Genomic DNA, 18481 nt, shown 5'->3' with positions numbered 1-18481 from the left:
TTCCACGGGCCGGGATCACAGAGGTCCCCGGCCTGTTTAGCGACTTATTTAACGTGGCTGCAAGCCGGCCGGCTCAAATCACCACGGGATAAGTGATGCTCATATTCCGCAATGGCCTTTCCGTCAAGGCGTCCATCGGATAGCCGTAAAAGGCTGCTATTTCCCGCATGTCCGGATGCATTTGACCCCTGACGAGGACCCCCGGTTGAGCTTCACGGTTGCCGCCGACGCCAATGGTATCCTGCCCGACCGCATGATCGCGGCGATGGCGAAGGCGGGCCTCATCCTGCCCGCTTATGACTTCGTCGAAAGCCAGATCCAGCCGGCGAGCCTCGACCTTCGCCTCGGCGACATCGCCTATCGCGTTCGCGCCAGCTTCCTGCCGGGTCCCGGCGCGACCGTCGCCGAGCGCATCGACGAGTTAAAGCTGCACGAGTTCAGCCTCGCCGATGGCGCAGTGCTGGAGACCAACTGCGTCTACATCGTGCCGCTCTTGGAAAGCCTGGCGCTGCCGCCGGAGATCGTCGCCGCCGCGAACCCGAAAAGCTCGACCGGCCGGCTCGATGTCTTCACCCGTGTCATCGCCGACGGCACCCGACGCTTCGACATGATCGGCGCCGGCTATCACGGCCCGCTCTACGCCGAGATCAGCCCGAAGACGTTTCCGGTACTGGTCAGCGAGGGCTCGCGCCTGAGCCAGGTACGCTTCCGCACCGGAGATGCCATCCTCAACATCGACGAGCTCGAGGCGCTGCATGCGACCGAGCGTCTCGTCGATCTCGACGATGCCGATCTCACCGGCGGCGTTGCCGTCTCCGTCGACCTCTCCGGCGAGAAGGCCAACGGCTTCGTCGGCTATCGCGCCAAGCGCCACACCGGTGTCGTCGACGTCGACCGCCGCTCCGGCTATGCGGTGGAGGATTTCTGGGAACCGATCTCGGCGCGTCCCGACGGCAGCCTGATCCTCGACCCCGGCGAGTTCTACATCCTCGCCTCCAAGGAAGCCGTGCAGGTGCCGCCCGACTACGCCGCGGAGATGGTGCCGTTCGATCCCCTGGTCGGCGAGTTCCGCGTGCACTATGCCGGCTTCTTCGATCCCGGCTTCGGCTATGCCGGAGCTGGCGGGCAGGGATCGCGCGCCGTGCTCGAAGTGCGCTCGCGCGAGGTGCCGTTCATTCTCGAGCACGGCCAGATCGTCGGCCGTCTCGTCTACGAGAAAATGCTGGCGCGCCCCGACGCGATGTACGGCCAGCGCATCGGCTCGAACTACCAGGCGCAGGGCCTCAAACTATCGAAGCATTTTCGGGTGTAGCTCCACACTCTACTGTCATGCCCCGGCTTGACCGGGGCATCCAGTACGCCGCAGCCCCTCGATTGACTACTGCCGGGATGCAAGCTGAAATCCGGCTGCATGCGAGGTGGCGAGATGAGTGTTCAATCCGAACTCGACGCAAGAATCCTCGACGACGTCGCGGACGCGCTGATCTATTCGGATCGCTCTGGCACCATCACGCGCTGGAATCGTGCATCGACCGCCTTGTTCGGCTTCTCCGCCGACGAAGCGCTCGGCCAGAACCTCGATCTGATCATTCCCGAACATCTGCGCGCCGCGCACTGGAAGGGCTTCGAAGCTGCGCTTGCCACCGGGGCGATGAAGCTTGCGGGCAGGCCGACGCTGACCCGCGCGCTGCACCAGAGCGGACGCAAGCTCTACATCGAGATGACCTTCGCGCTGGTGCGCGATGCCGGTGGTGCCGTGGTCGGATCGGTCGCGATGGCGCGCGACGTCACCGAACGCGTCGAGCGCGAGCGTGGGGCCAGGCTTGCGCAAAATTCGTGATGCGGAATTGACGGGCTGGCGTGCAGGGCGCTCTGCCTGAGCGTCAGGTTGCCTCGTACAGGTCGCAGTGACACACTCGATCAAAACAACGATCGGGAGCGAACATGACCGCCGCAACAGACGCAGCACAAGAAGCGCAATGGAAGCGCTGGCGCGCGGTCGCCGACCTCTATCACGCCTATTTCACCGGACTCATCCTCACCGTCGTCACACGGCGCGGCACGGCGGATGCTGCCGAATTCGTCTTCCGCGTGTTTCGCCGCCAGCAGCAGGAGCGCTTCCTGCCGGGGCTCGAAAAGCTCGGTCTCAATCATCTGCCGCCGGCGGTGGCCGCCGCGCAATATCATTATCTCTCCAACTGGATCGGCGGCGTGCATGTCGAGTACATGTATGAGAGCGACCGCAAAGCCTGGATCCGCTATCCGCCGCCGCGCTGGATCTGGAAGGGCACCGCGATCTGCGGCGTGCCGGGTGAGGTCAGCCGCGCGATGCTGCGCGGCTGGCACGCCAACAATGGCGTCGCGCTCGGCGATACCAGGCTCGGCTTCGTCTGCACCAAGCAGAGCGTCGACGGTCAGGATGGGCTCGAAGGCTATTATTATCAGTACGACCACCAGCTCGGGCTGGATCAACGCCTGGTGTTCGCGCGCCATCTGGAAGCGCCGTTGTTCGACGCTAAAGCCGCGCCTGCCTTGCCCGTCGCGAGTTGGCCGAAGCCGCGGCTGGAAAAGGCCTACCGCAACTACGCGATGGAATATGTGCGCACCGCCGCGCCCGTCATGGTGCAATTGTTCGGCCCCGAAGACGCCGGCTATCTCCTGCACCTCACTGGCAAGCTGATCGGGATGCAGTATTTTGACGAGGTCGCCGCGGCGCTGTCTATGAGCCGTGGTGGCGCCAGCGAGTTCGCAGCGTTCCTGAACGCTCTGTTTGCCGCGCAGGATGACGCTGCCGAGACGACGGCATCAGAAGGCACGTTTGAATTTCGTCAGCAGAGCTGGAAGCTGATGGATGACGTCGCCGACTATCATCGCGTCTGCACCAGGGTGCTGGAAGGGTTGTTCGAGGGGCTCGCTGCCGGATGCGGGCGGCACATCGGCGTGCACCTGCGCCCGACAGCGGGCGGTCAGCCGCCGCTGGTGTGGACCATTGAGTAATTCCATCTGTTGAAATGCGCTGCCGCAGGGCACGCCTGCATCCGGCGCAGGAGGAATCGGCAATTGTCGTGCTAAGCCTGTCGCCGCGCCTTCCGCGCGAAGAAATTTATTGGCACACCTACGCATTGCCGCGCCGCGAATGGCCTGCGCCCGGGAGAGGACATGTCCGACATCGCCGAAATCCCGGTCGATGAACAAGAGCGTCCGTTGCCGCCGCCTCCGCGGCCGGTACGAAGCGCGCTGATGGACGGGCCGATTCTGCGCACGCTGCTCGGACTCGCCTGGCCGAACGTGGTCGCGCTGTCGGCCGGCACCTGTGTGGTGATAGCGGAGACCTCCTATATCGGCAGGCTCGGCGTCGAGGCGCTGGCGGCAATGGCGCTGGTGTTTCCGACAGTGATCCTGACCATGACGATGTCCGGCGGGGCAATGGGCGGCGCCGTGGCGTCGGCCATCGCGCGGGCGCTCGGCGCAGGCGACCGCGAGCGCGCCGGCACGCTCGCCGCGCATGCGCTCTTGATCGGCATCACCTTCGGCCTCGTCTTCATGCTGGGCATGCTGATCTTCGGGCCCAAGGTGCTGGAAATGCTTGGTGGCCGCGGGGATGTGCTGACGCATGCGGTCGCCTACACACAGGTGTTTTTTGGCGGGGCCGTGCTGCCGTGGCTGCTCAACACCATGGCCGGCGTGTTGCGCGGCACTGGCAACATGAAGCTGCCCTCGCTGTTGATGCTGAATTCCGCGGTCATGCAGGTCGTGCTTGGCGGCACGCTGGGCCTCGGGCTCGGGCCCGTGCCGCAGTTCGGCATGCGCGGCGTCGCGGCCGGCTCGCTGATCGCCTATTCCATGAACATCTGTGTGATGGGCTGGTACCTGTTCTCCGGCCGCGCCCGAATCGTACCGAAACTGCGCGGGCTGCGCGTTCAATGGGCGATGTTCTTCGATATCCTGAAGGTCGGCGCCATCGCCTGCTTCTCGCCGCTGCAATCGGTGCTGACGATCTCGATCTTCACCCACATGCTGGCAAAGTTCGGCACTGCGATCCTCGCCGGCTACGGCATCGGCGCGCGGCTGGAATTTTTGCTGACCTCGATCGCGTTCTCGTTCGGCATCGCTTCGGTGCCGATGATCGGCATGGCGATCGGCGCGGTGCGCATCGCGCGCGCCCGGCGCATCGCCTGGATCGCCGGTGCGAGCGCGTTCGTCGCCGTCGGCGCGCCGGCGTGCCTCGTCGCGCTGTTCCCAGATCTCTGGGTCAACATCTTCACCGACAGCGCCACCGTGCGCGCGACCAGCCATGAATATCTGTCGACGGTGGCGCCGTTCTACGCCTTCATCGGGCTCGCCTCGACAATGTATTTCTCGTCGCAGGGCGCGGCCAAGGTGATCGGGCCGGTGCTGGCGCAGACCGCGCGCCTGATCTACATCGCGGCGATCGGCTGGTGGCTGTCGACGCATGATGCCACCGCGCAGAGCTTCTTCTGGCTGGCCGCGAGCTCGATGGTCGTGCTCGGCCTGCTCTCGTGCTCCAGCGTGGTGCTGACACGCTGGGGGCCGCGCGAGACGAAACCTGCGATCAGGCCTGCGCTTTCGGGCGTTGCAGACTAGCGGTGTCTGTGGCGGCGATGGCCGCCACCGCCGCCGACATTGGCGAGCCGCATCAGCTGCGGAATCATCGCCATCATGTCGCCGCCGCCGGAACCACCCAGCATACCCATGATGTCGCCGCCACCCATGCCGCCCATTCCGGTCGGCATGTAGCCGCCTGCGCCCATCGGCGTGTAGTCGCCGTAGTTCGGCGCGCCGAAGCCACCGCCGAAATTGCCGCCACTCAGGCTGCCGCCGCCCCCCATCATGCCGCCGAGCCCGCCGCCGCCGTTCTCCATCATGCGGCTCATCATCGGACCCATGGTCTGCATCAGCATGGCGAAGCGGCGCTTGCCCATCTTCGCCTTCATCATCTCCAGCATCGGCGCCATCTGGGTCATCATGTCCTCGCCGCCGGCGCCTCCGCCGCCGAGGAACTGCGCCTTTGCCGGCGCGCTCGAGATCGAAAATAGCAGCAGCACGGCGGCCGCCTGGCAGATCACCTTATCCGCACCTCTCATGGCCTGCTCCTCGCGTGCGTGGCTCCGCCGGGAGAGCGGAGCCAACCGGACGCACGCGGCCATGGTTAGGGTCGGCGAGGGCAGGGCTCTGTGAGAAAGATCACGCAGCCACAGCCGGGAACGCCCGGTGTATCGCGGCGACGGCGTCCTTGGTCTGCCCCTGGACGTAAGCCGCAAGCTCGTTCGGCAGCATGTCGATGATCCAGACAAGGCGGCAGCTCGCCTCGCCCTCGGCGATCACCTGCACCGAGGCGCTGTAATGCCTGAGCCGCTCGTTGTTGATGGCGTAGACCAGCCGCTGTCGCGCATCGTCGCAATCGACCAGCACCTCGCGCGCCACTGATCCATTGGCGAAGGTGACGATGCGTGCATCACCGTCGAGCGTGCAGGCGGTGACGAAGCCCGGCGCCAGCCGCTGAGGCAGCGCGCCGAAATCGCGTACGGCGTCCCAGACGTCGCGGGCCGGGACGGGGAGGGAAATGTCGTTGTGGATGGAGGCCATGGTAGATTCCTATAATTTGGAGAAACAAGCGAGCCATCATCTCAGGCGTCATCGTCCGACTTGCCGCCTTCGCTAAGGCTTCGGCGGCCAAGTGAGTTCTTGGCCCGGCGAAGCCTTGGCGGAGACGGGATCGGGCGATCCAGTATTCCAGAGGCCGCTGTGATTGAATCGAGAAGCCGCGGCGTACTGGATGCCCCGGTCAAGCCGGGGCATGACAGCGTGTGAGGCGATGGCGGCCGACGCTCACACGCAAACCGCCTCGATGTTGTTGCCATCGGGATCGATCAGGAACGCCGCGTAGTAGGTCGGGCTATAGTCCTTGCGCGGGCCGGCGCCGCCATTGTCACGGCCGCCGCTCTTCAAGCCTTCGCTGTGGAATGCCTTGACCGCATCATGGTCCTTGGCGCGAAACGCGATATGCGCGCCGTCGGCCTTGCGTCCCTTGTTCAGGTGCAGCCAGAGCGCCGGCTCGCCCTTCGGCCCGAAGCCCGCATAGCCGTCGCCGCTCGAGCACAGGGCGTAGCCGAGCGGCGCAAGCACCGCGGTGTAGAAGCGCGTGGCGGCGTCGAGGTCGGCAACACGCAGTCCGATGTGGTCGTACATGATCGTCTCCATTGCAAAGCGCGCCGCGACTGGCGCGCGCCGGAGACGACCCTATTCAGTTGAGGGTAGCGCGCTCTTGGAGAATCTTGCGCTCGCCCTTCGACGCCTGCCGAAACTTCGTCGGCGACACGCCGGCGGCGCGATGGAAGGTGCGGACGAAATTGGAGAGATCGCCGAAGCCGACGTCATAGGCGACGTCGGTGACCGCGATGTCATCATCTGTCAGCAGCCGCGCCGCGTGGCGTAGCCGCGAGCGCACCAGATATTGATGCGGGGTGACGCCGAGCACGGCCGAGAACAGCCGCAGGAAATGGAACGGGCTGAGGCCCGCCTGCCGCGCCGCCTGTTCGAGGTCGACCTCGGCATGCGAGTTGGCGTCGATCCACAGCGCGGCTTCGACTGCGCGGCGGCGGTCGCGTGCGGTGGGCGTGGCCGGCTTGCGCGCCTTGCCCGAGACGACATCGATGAAGCGGCCGGCGAGAATTTGACCGACCTCGTCGAGACCGAGGTCGCTGTTGCCATCTGCCGCCGTCTGGGCGAGCTCGCCCAGCACCATCAGCTCCGGCAGCGGCGGTGTCGCGCCGACCTGCCAGATCTCGCGTCGTCCCCCGAGGGCATCGACCAGGTCTTCGCTGAAGAAGAAGCCCAGGCAGACGTCGCCGCTGACATGCTCATGCGTGCAGGTGTATTCCTCGCGGGGAGCGCCGACCAGCATCGAGCCCGCCACCAGCTCGAAGAAGCCGGCGCGGCACTGGCAGCCGAAGCTGCCGGAGCGAACATACGCAATGGAATGGCCGGTGCGGCACTCCGCGAACGGCTTGTCGTCCGGTCCCGCATCGCAGCGAAACTCCGAGACCGTCATCGATTGCGTGGTCAGCAGCGTGGTCGCATCCATGCCACCCATCTAGGCATGATCCGGACAAGTGTGTAGCGGTTGTCCGACAAGATCATGCCCAAAAAACAAAGCTAAGGTGCGATTGCGATCGCGCCTTAGCTGGGCCTCGGTGGGGCAACGGGCAGCAGCACCTCGAACAGCGTCTTGCTCGCGACCGGATGGGCGCCCTCGAGCGCAAGCAGCCGCCGCTTGGAGATCACCCCGCCGTAAGGCGAGAGCCGGTCGGCGTAATTGCCGGCCTCCAGCACCCGGTGGCAGGGCACGATCAGCATGTAGGGATTTTTGGCGATCGCCTGCGCCACCGAATGCGCGGCGCCGGAGGCGCCCAGCGCCTTGGCGATCTCGTGATAGGTGCGCGTCTCCCCGCGCGGAATGGCGCAGGCGGCTTCATAAACGCGCCGGTGGAAGCCGGGGACGCCGCCGGCGTCCAGGCTGACCTCGGAAAAATCAGGGTCGCCGCCCTGCAGCAAGCCTGCGATGCCCTCGATCGCAAGCTCGGCATTCAGCGGAGGCTGCTGCTCGCGCGCCTCGGGATGGACCGCGAAAATCCGGCGGCGGGTATCGATCTCCCGCGCCTCCGGCAATTGCACGGCGACCACGCCGGTGCTGCTCCAGACGATGCCGCAGCGCCCTATGGCCGTGTTGAATATCGTGTAGCCACGCCCCAGCATGCACACGCCCCACTCAGTGCACGTCTCTCCCCAGACGCGCGATCATAACACCGCCACAATCCGGCGCACCCAAAATCTTGCCAGGACGTTAACAACCGTCCGGCCGGCCGCGCCAAAGCGCTTGGCGAGCGGCGCCGTCTCGGCTAATCAGGGTTGGCGTGAGATGCGCATTCGCGGGCGTAGTTCAATGGTAGAACGGCAGCTTCCCAAGCTGCATACGAGGGTTCGATTCCCTTCGCCCGCTCCACCCGATTTTTGCTGTATTTACCATCACTTACGACCTGAACGCTGTATTTGGGTCCCTTCGCGCGCTTATTGTTCTACAACACTTCTACAACTAGTGGCGGCCGCCCGGTGGTCTAGAAATCGGTATTTGGGGGCAAACTGCCAAGCGCCCGTGCACCCGCAATCTTCGCGATTGAGCGGTAGAAGCAGATTGGAGCAGAGGAAGCGGCTGCGTTCTGAATCATTCACTCAATCAAGCGGACCCGCGTATTTCACTTTATTTTCTTCGCGGCAGCAATCGCGCGATTTGCTTTCGCGGAGCTCAGCATTCCGGCCCACGATGGGTTGCTGCTCCAGGCTAACTGCCCAACCCCAATTCGCACGCTTTCCATCAATCCAATCGCGGCATCATAGTCAGCGATAGCCCCCGCGAGGTCGCCGCTATTCGTCTTTGTGATCCCGCGGTCTTGGAGCGAGTTGGCGAGGATGATCTGCAACGGGACCGGCCAAGCCTCACCTAGTGTGGCGCGGATTGTCTGCATGAACGTGATCGCAGCGTCGAAGTCGGCAATAGCACCATTGAGGTCGTCGGCAACTCCCTTGGCGATCGCACGGTTGGTGAGCACGGCTGAAAGACCGTTCTGCAACGGAAGCGGCCAAGTCTCACCCTCCGGGGGGCTGGTCGCCTCGAGGAGAGCTACGGCGTCGTCGAAGTCTACGATAGCACCTGCGAGGTCCCCGCTGTTTGTCTTCGTGATCGCGCGGCGCTGGAGCACGGCCACGATCTGCAACGGGGGCGCCCAGGTCTCACCTAGCGCTCCGCGGATTGCTCGCAGAAGCGTGATCGCGGCGTCAAAATCGCTGATGGCGCTAGAGAGGTCGCCGCTATCAGCTCTTGCAGCCCCGCGATTGGCGAGCGCGGCCGCTAGATCGTTCTGCAGCGGAAGTGGCCAAGCGTCACCCATCGCTGTGGCGATCGTTTGCAGAAGAGCGATGGCGGCGTCGTAGTCGATGATGGTGCCCGCGTGGTCCTCGCTGTCTGTTCTGGCGACCGCGCGGCGCTGGAGCACAGCCGCGAGATCACTCTGCGCCGCAATCGGCCAGGTCTCACCCATCGCGGTGCGTATCGCCTGCAGGAGAGCGATTGCGGAGTCGTAGTCGGCGATAGCGTCCACCAGGTTGCCACCATTCCCCTTGGTGTCCCCGCGGATCTGCAAACCTGTTGCAAGATCTCTCTGCATGGGGATCGGCCAAGCCTCACCTAACGCAGTGCGTATGGCCTCCCTGAACACAATCGCGGCGTCGTGGTCGGCGACGGCGCCGGTGAGATCGCCGCTATCCGCTCTTGCGGTTCCGCGGTTCTGCAGCACTGCCGCGAATTCGTTCTGCATCGTGACCGGCATAGCCTCCCTCAGCTCGGCGTGAATCGCCCACCTGAGCGCGATAGCGTCATCGAAATCAGTCACGGCACCTTTGAGGTCGTCACTGCGCGCCTTGGCGGCCCCGCGGTTCTGGAGCACAGCTGCGAGATCGTCTTGCATGGGGATCGGCCAAGCTGCCTCCAGCGCAGCGCGATTCGCCTGTCGAATCGTGATCGCGGCGTCGTAGTCGGCGATTGCCCCGGTGAGATCGCTATTGCGCGCCCTGAGGTCCCCGCACAGCTTGAGGGTAGTTGCGAGATCGATCTTCATCGGAACCGGCCAAGCCTCGCCTAGCTTGGAGCGGATGGCCTCCATGAGGGCGATTGCGTTCGCGAGATCGGCGATCGCGCCCGCGACATCGCCGCTGTCCGCCTTAGCTGCCCCGCGGATCTGGTAGCCAGATGCGAGATCATTCTGCAACGGGACCGGCCAAGCTTGACCTAATGAACCGGCGATTGTTTGCCTAAGGGCGATCGCGGCGTCATAGTCGGCGATAGCACCGGCTAGGTTACCCGTGCGCGCCTTGCAGTTCCCACGTTTTTGGAAGGTGTTGGCCAACTCGTTCTGCATCGGAGTGGGCCAAGCGTCGCCCAGCGCGATGCGGATCGCTTGCATGAGAGCGATCGCGGCATCGTGGTCGACGATGGCGCCGGCGAAGTCGCGGACCTCCGCTCTGGCATTCCCTCGGTGCTGGAGCGCAGTTGCGAGATCGTTCTGCCACCGGACCGGCCAAGCCTCACCCAGAGCGGTCCGAATCGACTCCCTGAGCGCGATCGCATCAGCGAAATCGGCGATCGCGCCAGCGAGGTCGCCGCCGCGCGCCTTAAAATACCCGCGGTTTTGGAGCACAGTTGCGAAACCGTTCTGCAATGGGAACGACCAAGCGTCACCTAGCGCGGCTCGGATCGCTTGCATGAGGACAATTGCTGCGTCGTAGTCCGATTGAGCGCCGGCGAGATCGCCGTACTGCATTTTTACCGAAGCGCGGTCTTGGAGAGACTTGGCAAGAGCTTCCTGCAATGGAATGGGCCAAACCACGCCCAGCGCGGCGCGGACAGCATGCTCAAGTGCGATTGCGGCGTCTAAATCGGCGATCGCACCAGCGCAGTCGCCGCCACCCGCCTTAGCGATCGCGCGTCCTTGTAATAGAGCAGCGAGGTCAATCTGCATCGGGACTGGCCAGTCCGCACCCAACGCGGAGCGAATTTCCTGCGCAAGCTTGACCCCGGCGTTGTAGTCGGAGAGGGCGCCCGCAGGGTCTCCGTTCATCGCCTTGGCCAGCCCGCGGTTCTGAAGGGACTTGGCCAGATCGTTTTGCAATGGGACGGTCCAATCCTTACCCGTCGCGGCGCGAACCGCCTGCATGAGTTCGATCCCCGCGTCATAGTCAGCTATGGCCCCCGCGAGATCGCCGCTCTCCCGCTTGGCGATCCCGCGGTTTTGGAGCACGGATGCGAGATCGTTCTGCATCGAGATAGGCCAGGCCTTGCCTAATTCCGTGCGGATCGCGTTCCTGAGCCCGATCGAGGCGTCGAGGTCGTCAATCGCGCCGGCGAGGTCGCCGACTTTTATTCTAGCGGCCCCGCGGTTCTGGAGTGCGTTGGCGAGAGCGCTCTGCGACGTGACCGTCAAGTCCTCACCTAAGGTGGTCCAGATCGTCTCCCTGAGTACGATTGCGGCGTCGTAGTCGGCGATAGCGCCCGCAAAGTCGCCTTCGTCCGTCTTTGCGTTCCCGCGGCTTAGCAAGGAGGCCGCGAGCGCGCTGCGGAAAACCGGCGGCGACCATTCGAGCGGCAATCCGGGCAGGAGCTTCAGTGCCGCAATCAGGGTCAGGCCAGGGACCCGACGAAGCGCATGACCCTGAACTCGCAAAGCGGCGTCCCGCTGCTCTAGCAATGAGACGAGATCCGCCGGGCTCCAACGCTTTTCGACGAGATCTGAGCCCGAGAGATGCACAAAGGCTTCGAGGAGTGGTGCAAGGGGCTCCAACAGCGCCCAAGATTCGTCGCTGTGGTTTTGGACAGCCATGATTTGGTCTGCAGCATCAAGCGCGTGGGCGGCTATGCGCGCTTGCATCCGTTTGAGCATCGGGCCGACCGTCGAGTCGTGCTTCGCCGCCGGTAGGAATTCTTTGAGCGCCAGGCGAAAGCGCGTCGTCCCTGCACCGGCCCGCGATACCCAAAGGATGCCTTGCAGCACCTGCAGCGTGATCAGCAATCCTGGATCAATGCGGTCGTGTGAGTCAGCGTCGGGCCGGTCTAGATCGAGCAGTTGCGCAAGCAAGCTGATTTCTATCCCTGCAAACTGTTCGGGCAGGGGTGTGAGCGCGCCGCCAGTGGCCGGATCAACCTTGCGGCCGTCGCCGAACACCCAAGCATGGGCCTCTTCTATAGCTGCCAGTAGCGCCAGCACCTGCCGGATCGCTTCCGTCTGCTTACGGCCGTACTCACCTTCTAGATTTGCAAGCCATAGCCGGTACAGACCGCTGCCCGCAGCCAGCGACGAAATGTTCTTTGCCGAGGCCTGCCCAACTTCGCGGCGGTCCGCGAGGAACGAAACATAAGCGAACCGGCTGTCGGCTGCGCGGATGATGGCGTCCGAAAGCGCCGCATCCTCCTCATTTGCCCGATCGAGTGACAGCCGTCCGTAAAGGTACTCCCGCAACAGGGCCCGATACTGCGGCGAGCCGAGTTCATAGCGGCGTACACGCAAAGGATTGGTCGGGGCCACCATGATGCTCCTTCACTATGATCTCCGGCGCTCGATTTGATCACGGTGTGCTGCCATCTAACCCAATAACAAGCGGCGAACATCCGCAACGGACCTCTAAAGTAAGCTGCGGCATTCGTCAGGTAGAGCTCTAAAATGGCGTTAGCCAACTTGCGTGAACGATCGCATGCCGCTCAGGCCTTCACCCGATACGATTTTTGTTCTGCAAAAAACGTCTCTATCGCCGGCAACTTCCGATACTTGTAATACATATCAGTGGCAAATTGGTTCATCAAATCAATCGATTTCGGAATAGCAAGATCGAGCTTGATATACTTTTGCTGCTCGCTACTGATCTCCGCGCTTGGTATGCGAGTGTATGTCATCGGTATGGCTTGCGATCTTTGCATCATATTCAAAAACGTGTCTGCAAATTCGCTTTGTGCGATGAGGCTGAGATCGAAAAGATCTGGCGCCCATCGTAGAAAGCTCCTGCGACGCTTTAGTAGTGGTGGCTTTCCAGCGCTGAAATTCATGCTGGCAACGGCAAGCAAAGCCAATTGATCAAACGCTTTGCCGGGACCAACGAAGTAAGAAAGTGCCTCGGTTACCCCGACGAGCGAGGGATTGTTTGCCCAGACGCCACCGTCCACATACTGAGTGTTGTTTTCTTTCGCTATCTGCGCCAGTGGGAAGAAAGTCGGAGCGGCGGATGTGGCCAGGGCAACGTCAACCATCGGCAGGGAGTTGTGACGAGAGAGATTGCCCTCCTTGTGATCGAACTTGAATACGCCGTACGTACCGTGAGTAAAATCGTAGGTAGGTATGCACAGCAAACACTCGCTGTCTCCTACGACGCTTTTCTGAAGTAATTTTTCCAGTGCTAGGCGGAGATACTCGTCTGAAAACTTTCCGCCAAATAAAGTCTGCCGGAAGAGGGCAAGCCAACTTTGCGATCCATTAAAGATCTTGGGACCGTGTTGTTCATAGAAATGGCAAATTGTCTCTGCCGGTATGCGTAGAGCAAGGCCCAAGGCAATGAGGCCGCCAGTTGAAGTCCCGCAGATCAAATCCGCGTAATCGACTATGCGTGCTGTATCACCGTGTGTCTGCCGAAGGTCGGCCTCCAAAAGACTAAGTATCCTTGCCGAATAGAGTCCCTTGATACCGCCGCCGTCGATGGAAAGCACTTTGAACTGCTTCATGTCTCTTCGGGCTCGCTGTTAATGATTGGAAGTAGATTGTTTGCCTTCTAATATCGATGGGATCATCCTTGTCGCTCAAGCGCTATCGCCCGATTTCGTTGAGCCGTAGTCAGCGTGTTGGCCCATGACAAGTTGCTAGTCCAGTTTGCTTCCCCGACCCGTCGGCGCATGCTTTCAAGAACGCCGATCGCAGCATCGAAGTCCGCGATGGCGCCCGCACGATCTCCGCTGCGCGTTTTGGCGATTCCCCGATTCTGAAGAGACTTGGCAAGATCTTGTTGAAATGGGACTGAATTTGCTTCGCCCAGCGTCGCGCTTATTCGATGCATTATTGCAATCGCTGCGTCATGGTCGGCAACTGCGTCTGCAGGGGCGCCACTCAATTTTGCATTGCCGCGGTTTTGCAGAACCGCTGCTAAATCGTATTGGAGGGGGATGGGCCAATCTTCATCCATGACGTCTCGGATCGTCTGCCTGAGGCCAATTGCTGCATCGTAATCGGCGATCGCTCCCGCGAAGTCACCACGATCCGACTTGGCGACTCCTCGGTTCTGGAGGGAGCGTGCGAGATCGTTCTGCATTGGGATAGGAAAGGCCTCGCCACACACATCGCGGATTGCCTGCATGAGCGCGATCGCAATGTCGTAGTCAGCGACGGCGCCGGCTAGATCACCGCCGCCCATCTTGGCGGCCCCGCGGTTCTGCAGGCAGCCGGCGAGATCATTTTGGAATGGGATTGGCCAGTCGTCACCTAATGTGCCGCGAATTGTAAGCATGAGGCTGCACGCTTTATCAAAGTCTGCGACGGCGCTGGTGAGGTCGCCAACGTCAGCCTTGGCGTTCCCGCGATTTTGGAGGGACTTGGCTAGATCATTCTGCAAGGGGATGGGCCAAGCCTCGCCTAGCGCAGTGCGGATCGTCATCATAAGCATGATCGCGATTTCGTAATCGGCGATCGCGCCAGGAAGGTCGCCGTAATCTGCCCTGGCGAGCCCTCGGTTTTGGAATGAGCCGGCCAGAGAGTGTTGCAATGGGATCGGACATGCTACGCCGAGCGCCTCGCGTATCCTCACTCTGAGTGTGACTGCGGCGTCGAAATCTGTGATGGCGCCCAAGATGTCGCCGTTGTCTCCTTTGCAGATCCCGCGGTTCTGGAGCACACCCGCGAGATCGTCCTGCAATGGGACCGGCCAAGCCTCGCCCAGCGCGGAGCGGATCGCCTGCATGAGCGCAATTGCGGCATCGAAATCCACGATCGCGCCCGCTGAGTCGCCGCCGCTCCACTTGGCGAGCCCGCGATTTTGCAGGGAGCTGGCAAGACTGTTGTGCAACGGGACTGGCCAGGCCTCACCTAGCGTCGAGCGGACATCGTTCATTAGCGAAATCGCATCGTCGAAGTCAACGATAGCACCTGCGAAGTCGCTGCTGCCGGCCTTAGCGACACCGCGGTTTTGTAGAGAGCGGGCGAGATCGTTCTGCAACGGCACCGGCCATGTCTCATCTTGAGTAGCGCGGATTGCCTGCCTGAGCGCGATTGCGTCGTCGAAATCCGTGATAGCGCCTGCGATGTCGCCACCGAGCCGCCTGGCGTTCCCACGGTTTTGAATGCAGCCGGCCAGTTCATTGCGCAATGAGACTGGCCAAGTGTCACCCAACGTGATGTGAATCATCTGCATAAGTTCAATCGCGGCATCGTAGTCGGCTATGGCGCCAGGGAGGTCGCCGCCATCCGCCTTGGCGACTCCACGATTCTGAATTGAGCGAGCCAAGTCGTTGCGCCGATTGATCGACGGCGTTTCGTGCTGATCGGAGGAGGACAGGAGTCGCAGCGCTGCTATGAGAGTCAGGCCGGGGATCCGCGACAGCCCATGGCCTTCATCCTGCAGAACAAACTCGCGTTGCTCGAGCAATGAGACGAGATTCGCGGGCTTCCATCGATTAGCGATCGGATTGGAGCCGCACAGATGCACCAGGGCATCGAGGAGAGGTGCAAGCGGCTCCAGCAACTCCCAGGCCTCCCCACTCTCGTCGTTGCCTGCGATGATCTGATCGGCAACGTCGAGCGCGCGTGCGGCCACGCGCTCCTGCATCAGCTTGAGCAGCGGGCCGACCGCCGGGTCGGCGGTCGCGGCCGGCAGGAACTCTTTGAGCGCCAGACGAAATCGCGTTGCCCCTTCGTCGGCTCGCGATACCCAGAGCACGCTTTGCAGCATCTGCAGCGTCAACAACAGTCCTGGATCTATACAGTCGTGCGGTTCTGCTTCGGGCCGATCAAGATCGAGCAGTCGGGTAAGCAAGCGAATCTCAAGCCCCGCGAATTGTTCGGGCAAGGGAGTGAGCGCCCCGCCGGTGGCCGGATCGACTTTGCGTCCTTGGCCGAAGACCCAGGCATGTGCTTCTTCTATAGCCGCCAGCAGCGCCAACACCTGCCGGATCGCTTCCGCCTGCTTGCGGCCGTACTCGCCCTCAAGATTTGCGAGCCATCGCTGGTAGAGGCCACTGCCCTTGGCTAGTTCGGAGATACCCTTTGTCGAGACCTGCCCGACCTCCCGTCGATCAGCCAGAAACGAGACATAGGCGAAGCGGCTGTCGGCCGTCTGAATGATGGCGTCAGAGAGCGCTACATCTTCCGTATTCTTATGATCTAGTGACAACCGCTCGAAAAGATACTCGCGCAGAAGCGCCTGATACGGTGGTGAGCCGAGATCATAGCAGCGTACGCGCGAGGCAGGTTGCTCAAGAACGGCCATATAAGGTCTCAACGTGGGTCAAAAGGAAGTTGGGAGCGTCAGCATCGCCCACCGGCCGTGACGTCAGCAGGAGATAGACACCTTTCGGTAATTCGCTCGGTTGAGGCAGTACCTGGAGTGGTGTGCTCTCTGGCGGTGGATCAGCTTCATCCAGGCCGTCGATCGCGATTAATAAAGGTGCGCCCGGCGGTGCGAGTCGATAACGCTCGGCGAACTCTTTCCATTGCAAGAGCCAATGCAGAAATGCTCTCGGAGTGGCGGTTTCGACAACAGGGCGAACCTGCGGCTGCTCATTGCGTAAGTTCTGCGAAGGGTCGTACGCCACCTGCAGCTTGTCTTGCAACGTGTTGATCATGCCAGCCAAACCGGTGCGATATTCTTTCCTGCAGTAATATGCGACGCACTTGCCGCCTTGGGTAATTTCGAATCTTGGGTCGATAGGTGCGTCCCCAATTTCCGCTTCAGCTAAGCCTTGAACAAAAGTTGTTTTGCCCACGTGGGCGGGAGCTTGAAGCCAAAATACGCCATGGTCGTGCGTTCGCAGAAAATCTGCGAGATCGTCGCGCAGATACGTTGGCGACAGGTAATTTCGATCGACCCGCGCCTTGTCAAGCGCCTCAAGTACACGGCCGAAATTTGTTGAAGCCCCGACAAGTTCCGGCGCATCCTGCGGCACCACGTCGCCTAGTGCTTCAGATAGATCGCTGGCCTCCGCGCCCTGGAGCCGCGACTTATGTCCGCGCGCATAGTCGAGGAGATCGAATCGTCCGCCCCTCGCGGCATCGTGTAGTGAGTCGTAGAGAAGAACGTCACGCCGACCGCATTGCGCGCAATTGCGAGCCGCAACGAACGGAGCAAGCGAAAGTGTGCGTCCGTCAGAGAGGCGCAACGATGTGCTCATCATGATCCCATCGTGACTCGCGTGTCGTTCGTCGGCGAGCCATCTCTCTGCTGCGCCTGCTCCAACCAGCGGAAAGAATTCCGGAGGCGCACCGGCCTCCATAGCCAGGGCTTCGTAGGCTTTCTCGCTAACCATAGTATCGAGAACGGCCGTTAGCGGCGTCACACGGATCAAGTCGCCGCGCAAGTTGTGGACCTTGCCGGTCTCGAGACAGCCAACCACAAGCTCGGCGGTCTCCTTTGGATTAAGCGATCGAGTGCCGTGTCCGATCACGTTGTTACGAATTGTCACGAACTCGTCCGCCGCCGCTAGAAGCGTCCGTCTCGAAGCGCGGGCAAGCAGCTCAAGCGGTGCAGAATAGAGCTCGTCGTCATTGTATCGAGTCACCGTTTCGCGCAACATGCCGGTCCAGTGACCGAGAGATAGTCCGCGCCGGAAGAGCTGGCGTCGCGCCCAGTCACTGTGATCGCGGTCCTTCTCCATTAGCCCGCGCATCAGTACGATTGTGGTGAATTTTATGAGCACCTCAAAAGCGTCTTTGAGCTGAAGTAGTGCGCTATCTACCGATGGGTCAACGCGGCCCCCGGTTGCGAATTGACGTCCCTGAATCTCGTCAAAAAGCCGCTCGATTTCGTGCGCGATCACCGCCGGCCATCGATCGCGCACTGCGGCGCGCCAAGGTTTCGAGGTCAAACGAGCAGCGCAATCTTTGAGTGCCCGCCTTGCATCTTCGACAGTTGCCAATTCGACGGTGTCGGAGACCAATGCCGCACTATTATCGGCTCGCTGGCGCGCAAATTCAAAGATGATCTCACGCCGACCGGGATCGATGTCAAGTTTGTCGAGTTCGTCGGAGACGATTGCTCGGAATCGTCCTCGCGTATGTCTAAGGACCTCAGACTTTTCCATGAGGGCCCAGATCATCGACTTTTCTTGATCCGAAAGGTCTGCCATATACATGCTCTTCCAAAAGCGATGCCTGTTGAGAGTTCGACACGGCAAGTGCGTTTTGCTACGCACTTCGCGCCGACTAAATGATTGGATCGCTGGCCCGGAGAGTGACCGCCATCGCGCGATTTGCTTTGGCGGCGCTCAGGGTGTTGGCCCATAACGGATTGCTTCTCCAGGCTGCTTGCCCAACCTGCTGGCGGATACTTTCCATCAATGTGGTCGCAGCGTCGTAGTCGGCGATGGCCCCCGTAAAGTCGCCGCCGGTCGCCTTGGCGTTCCCGCGGTTTTGGAGCGAGCCGGCAAGACCGTTCTGCATAAGTGTGCGGTGGCCGGAACAACCACAGGTGCCCCTTACCTCTAGCCGTTTGGGTTCGGCGCATGAGGAAAAAAGCGATCCTCGCCAAGCGCCTAGATAGTTCGACTGCTGCCACCACATTCGGGACAGCAATTCAAAGCGCAAATTAGAAGTCGCCAAATCAAAAGTGTATAGAGAATTATGTCTCAACGTGCGGATGTGCGCAACACACGATGTCGCTGAGTTCA

The 18481-nt window shown here is 61.8% G+C and carries 14 protein-coding genes, 1 tRNA gene and 1 riboswitch; of the genes, 5 read left to right on the top strand and 10 right to left on the bottom strand.

All coding sequences use genetic code 11. The features are described from left to right. Window positions 1-15: 15 nt before the first annotated feature. Window positions 16-95, bottom strand: a riboswitch (SAM riboswitch). 80 nt (window positions 96-175) lie between these two features. The 4 genes from AB7290_RS41175 to AB7290_RS41160 all read left to right on the top strand — a co-directional run bounded on the left by AB7290_RS41175 (window position 176) and on the right by AB7290_RS41160 (window position 4605). Further along, on the top strand, window positions 176-1312 hold the full coding sequence (locus tag AB7290_RS41175; RefSeq protein WP_094183942.1) for a 2'-deoxycytidine 5'-triphosphate deaminase: 1137 nt from the start codon (window positions 176-178) through the stop codon (window positions 1310-1312). 114 nt (window positions 1313-1426) lie between these two features. Next, complete coding sequence (locus tag AB7290_RS41170) at window positions 1427-1840, top strand: PAS domain S-box protein (protein ID WP_085399638.1); 414 nt, start codon at window positions 1427-1429, stop codon at window positions 1838-1840. Window positions 1841-1944: 104 nt separating this feature from the next. Further along, a complete protein-coding gene (locus AB7290_RS41165; protein WP_085399620.1) occupies window positions 1945-2997 on the top strand; it encodes a hypothetical protein in 1053 nt (350 codons plus the stop codon). Between the two features lie 162 nt (window positions 2998-3159). Beyond that, window positions 3160-4605 (top strand): MATE family efflux transporter, encoded by a 1446-nt coding sequence (locus AB7290_RS41160; RefSeq protein WP_085399621.1) that lies wholly within the window; start codon window positions 3160-3162, stop codon window positions 4603-4605. On the opposite strand, the gene AB7290_RS41155 is transcribed toward AB7290_RS41160, so the two are convergent. From AB7290_RS41155 to AB7290_RS41135, 5 genes are all read right to left on the bottom strand, one after another. After that, a complete protein-coding gene (locus AB7290_RS41155) occupies window positions 4602-5105 on the bottom strand; it encodes a hypothetical protein (protein ID WP_085399622.1) in 504 nt (167 codons plus the stop codon). The genes AB7290_RS41160 and AB7290_RS41155 overlap by 4 nt on opposite strands. Window positions 5106-5205: 100 nt before the next feature. Next, entirely contained in the window at window positions 5206-5607 is a 402-nt protein-coding gene (locus AB7290_RS41150; protein WP_085399623.1) for an SRPBCC family protein, read from the bottom strand. Window positions 5608-5850: 243 nt separating this feature from the next. Beyond that, window positions 5851-6210: a VOC family protein gene (locus tag AB7290_RS41145; protein WP_038933391.1), complete on the bottom strand. Its 360-nt coding sequence runs from the start codon at window positions 6208-6210 to the stop codon at window positions 5851-5853. Between the two features lie 55 nt (window positions 6211-6265). Continuing rightward, window positions 6266-7105: a helix-turn-helix transcriptional regulator gene (locus AB7290_RS41140; RefSeq protein ID WP_085399624.1), complete on the bottom strand. Its 840-nt coding sequence runs from the start codon at window positions 7103-7105 to the stop codon at window positions 6266-6268. A 95-nt stretch (window positions 7106-7200) separates the two neighbouring features. Continuing rightward, the gene (locus AB7290_RS41135; RefSeq protein WP_063985926.1) at window positions 7201-7776 is read right to left on the bottom strand and encodes a methylated-DNA--[protein]-cysteine S-methyltransferase; all 576 of its coding nucleotides are present in this window, start codon (window positions 7774-7776) and stop codon (window positions 7201-7203) included. A gap of 173 nt (window positions 7777-7949) precedes the next feature. Here AB7290_RS41135 and AB7290_RS41130 point away from each other — a divergent pair. Further along, window positions 7950-8023: transfer RNA gene (locus AB7290_RS41130), tRNA-Gly, on the top strand. A gap of 250 nt (window positions 8024-8273) precedes the next feature. On the opposite strand, the gene AB7290_RS41125 is transcribed toward AB7290_RS41130, so the two are convergent. The 5 genes from AB7290_RS41125 to AB7290_RS41105 form a co-directional block, all read right to left on the bottom strand. After that, window positions 8274-12155: a tetratricopeptide repeat protein gene (locus AB7290_RS41125; protein WP_354102069.1), complete on the bottom strand. Its 3882-nt coding sequence runs from the start codon at window positions 12153-12155 to the stop codon at window positions 8274-8276. Window positions 12156-12325: 170 nt separating this feature from the next. After that, window positions 12326-13336: a CBASS cGAMP-activated phospholipase gene (locus AB7290_RS41120; RefSeq protein WP_354102070.1), complete on the bottom strand. Its 1011-nt coding sequence runs from the start codon at window positions 13334-13336 to the stop codon at window positions 12326-12328. 62 nt (window positions 13337-13398) lie between these two features. Then, window positions 13399-16086 carry a tetratricopeptide repeat protein gene (locus AB7290_RS41115; protein WP_354102071.1) on the bottom strand — a complete coding sequence of 896 codons (2688 nt, stop codon included), beginning with the start codon at window positions 16084-16086 and terminating at the stop codon, window positions 13399-13401. Next, entirely contained in the window at window positions 16073-17941 is a 1869-nt protein-coding gene (locus AB7290_RS41110; RefSeq protein WP_354102072.1) for a hypothetical protein, read from the bottom strand. The genes AB7290_RS41115 and AB7290_RS41110 overlap by 14 nt, the downstream gene beginning before the upstream one ends. 76 nt (window positions 17942-18017) lie before the next feature. Further along, window positions 18018-18254, bottom strand: coding sequence for a hypothetical protein (locus tag AB7290_RS41105; protein ID WP_441254438.1), 237 nt, complete (start codon window positions 18252-18254; stop codon window positions 18018-18020). Between the last annotated feature and the right edge of the window lie 227 nt (window positions 18255-18481).

This window comes from Bradyrhizobium sp. 613_E4_N2_2 (genome assembly GCF_052075995.1).
In the GTDB taxonomy this organism is placed as follows: domain Bacteria; phylum Pseudomonadota; class Alphaproteobacteria; order Rhizobiales; family Xanthobacteraceae; genus Bradyrhizobium; species Bradyrhizobium barranii.
This window is presented reverse-complemented; position numbering and strand designations above follow the sequence as displayed.

Bases quoted from the DNA above. Each gene is read 5' to 3' on its own strand.
- AB7290_RS41145 (WP_038933391.1), bottom strand. From the start codon at position 6,210: ATGTACGACCACATCGGACTGCGTGTTGCCGACCTCGACGCCGCCACG.
- AB7290_RS41165 (WP_085399620.1), top strand. From the start codon at position 1,945: ATGACCGCCGCAACAGACGCAGCACAAGAAGCGCAATGGAAGCGCTGG.
- AB7290_RS41140 (WP_085399624.1), bottom strand. From the start codon at position 7,105: ATGGATGCGACCACGCTGCTGACCACGCAATCGATGACGGTCTCGGAG.
- AB7290_RS41170 (WP_085399638.1), top strand. From the start codon at position 1,427: ATGAGTGTTCAATCCGAACTCGACGCAAGAATCCTCGACGACGTCGCG.
- AB7290_RS41105 (WP_441254438.1), bottom strand. From the start codon at position 18,254: ATGCAGAACGGTCTTGCCGGCTCGCTCCAAAACCGCGGGAACGCCAAG.
- AB7290_RS41160 (WP_085399621.1), top strand. From the start codon at position 3,160: ATGTCCGACATCGCCGAAATCCCGGTCGATGAACAAGAGCGTCCGTTG.
- AB7290_RS41110 (WP_354102072.1), bottom strand. From the start codon at position 17,941: ATGGCAGACCTTTCGGATCAAGAAAAGTCGATGATCTGGGCCCTCATG.
- AB7290_RS41125 (WP_354102069.1), bottom strand. From the start codon at position 12,155: ATGGTGGCCCCGACCAATCCTTTGCGTGTACGCCGCTATGAACTCGGC.
- AB7290_RS41115 (WP_354102071.1), bottom strand. From the start codon at position 16,086: ATGGCCGTTCTTGAGCAACCTGCCTCGCGCGTACGCTGCTATGATCTC.
- AB7290_RS41155 (WP_085399622.1), bottom strand. From the start codon at position 5,105: ATGAGAGGTGCGGATAAGGTGATCTGCCAGGCGGCCGCCGTGCTGCTG.
- AB7290_RS41150 (WP_085399623.1), bottom strand. From the start codon at position 5,607: ATGGCCTCCATCCACAACGACATTTCCCTCCCCGTCCCGGCCCGCGAC.
- AB7290_RS41120 (WP_354102070.1), bottom strand. From the start codon at position 13,336: ATGAAGCAGTTCAAAGTGCTTTCCATCGACGGCGGCGGTATCAAGGGA.
- AB7290_RS41135 (WP_063985926.1), bottom strand. From the start codon at position 7,776: ATGCTGGGGCGTGGCTACACGATATTCAACACGGCCATAGGGCGCTGC.
- AB7290_RS41175 (WP_094183942.1), top strand. From the start codon at position 176: ATGCATTTGACCCCTGACGAGGACCCCCGGTTGAGCTTCACGGTTGCC.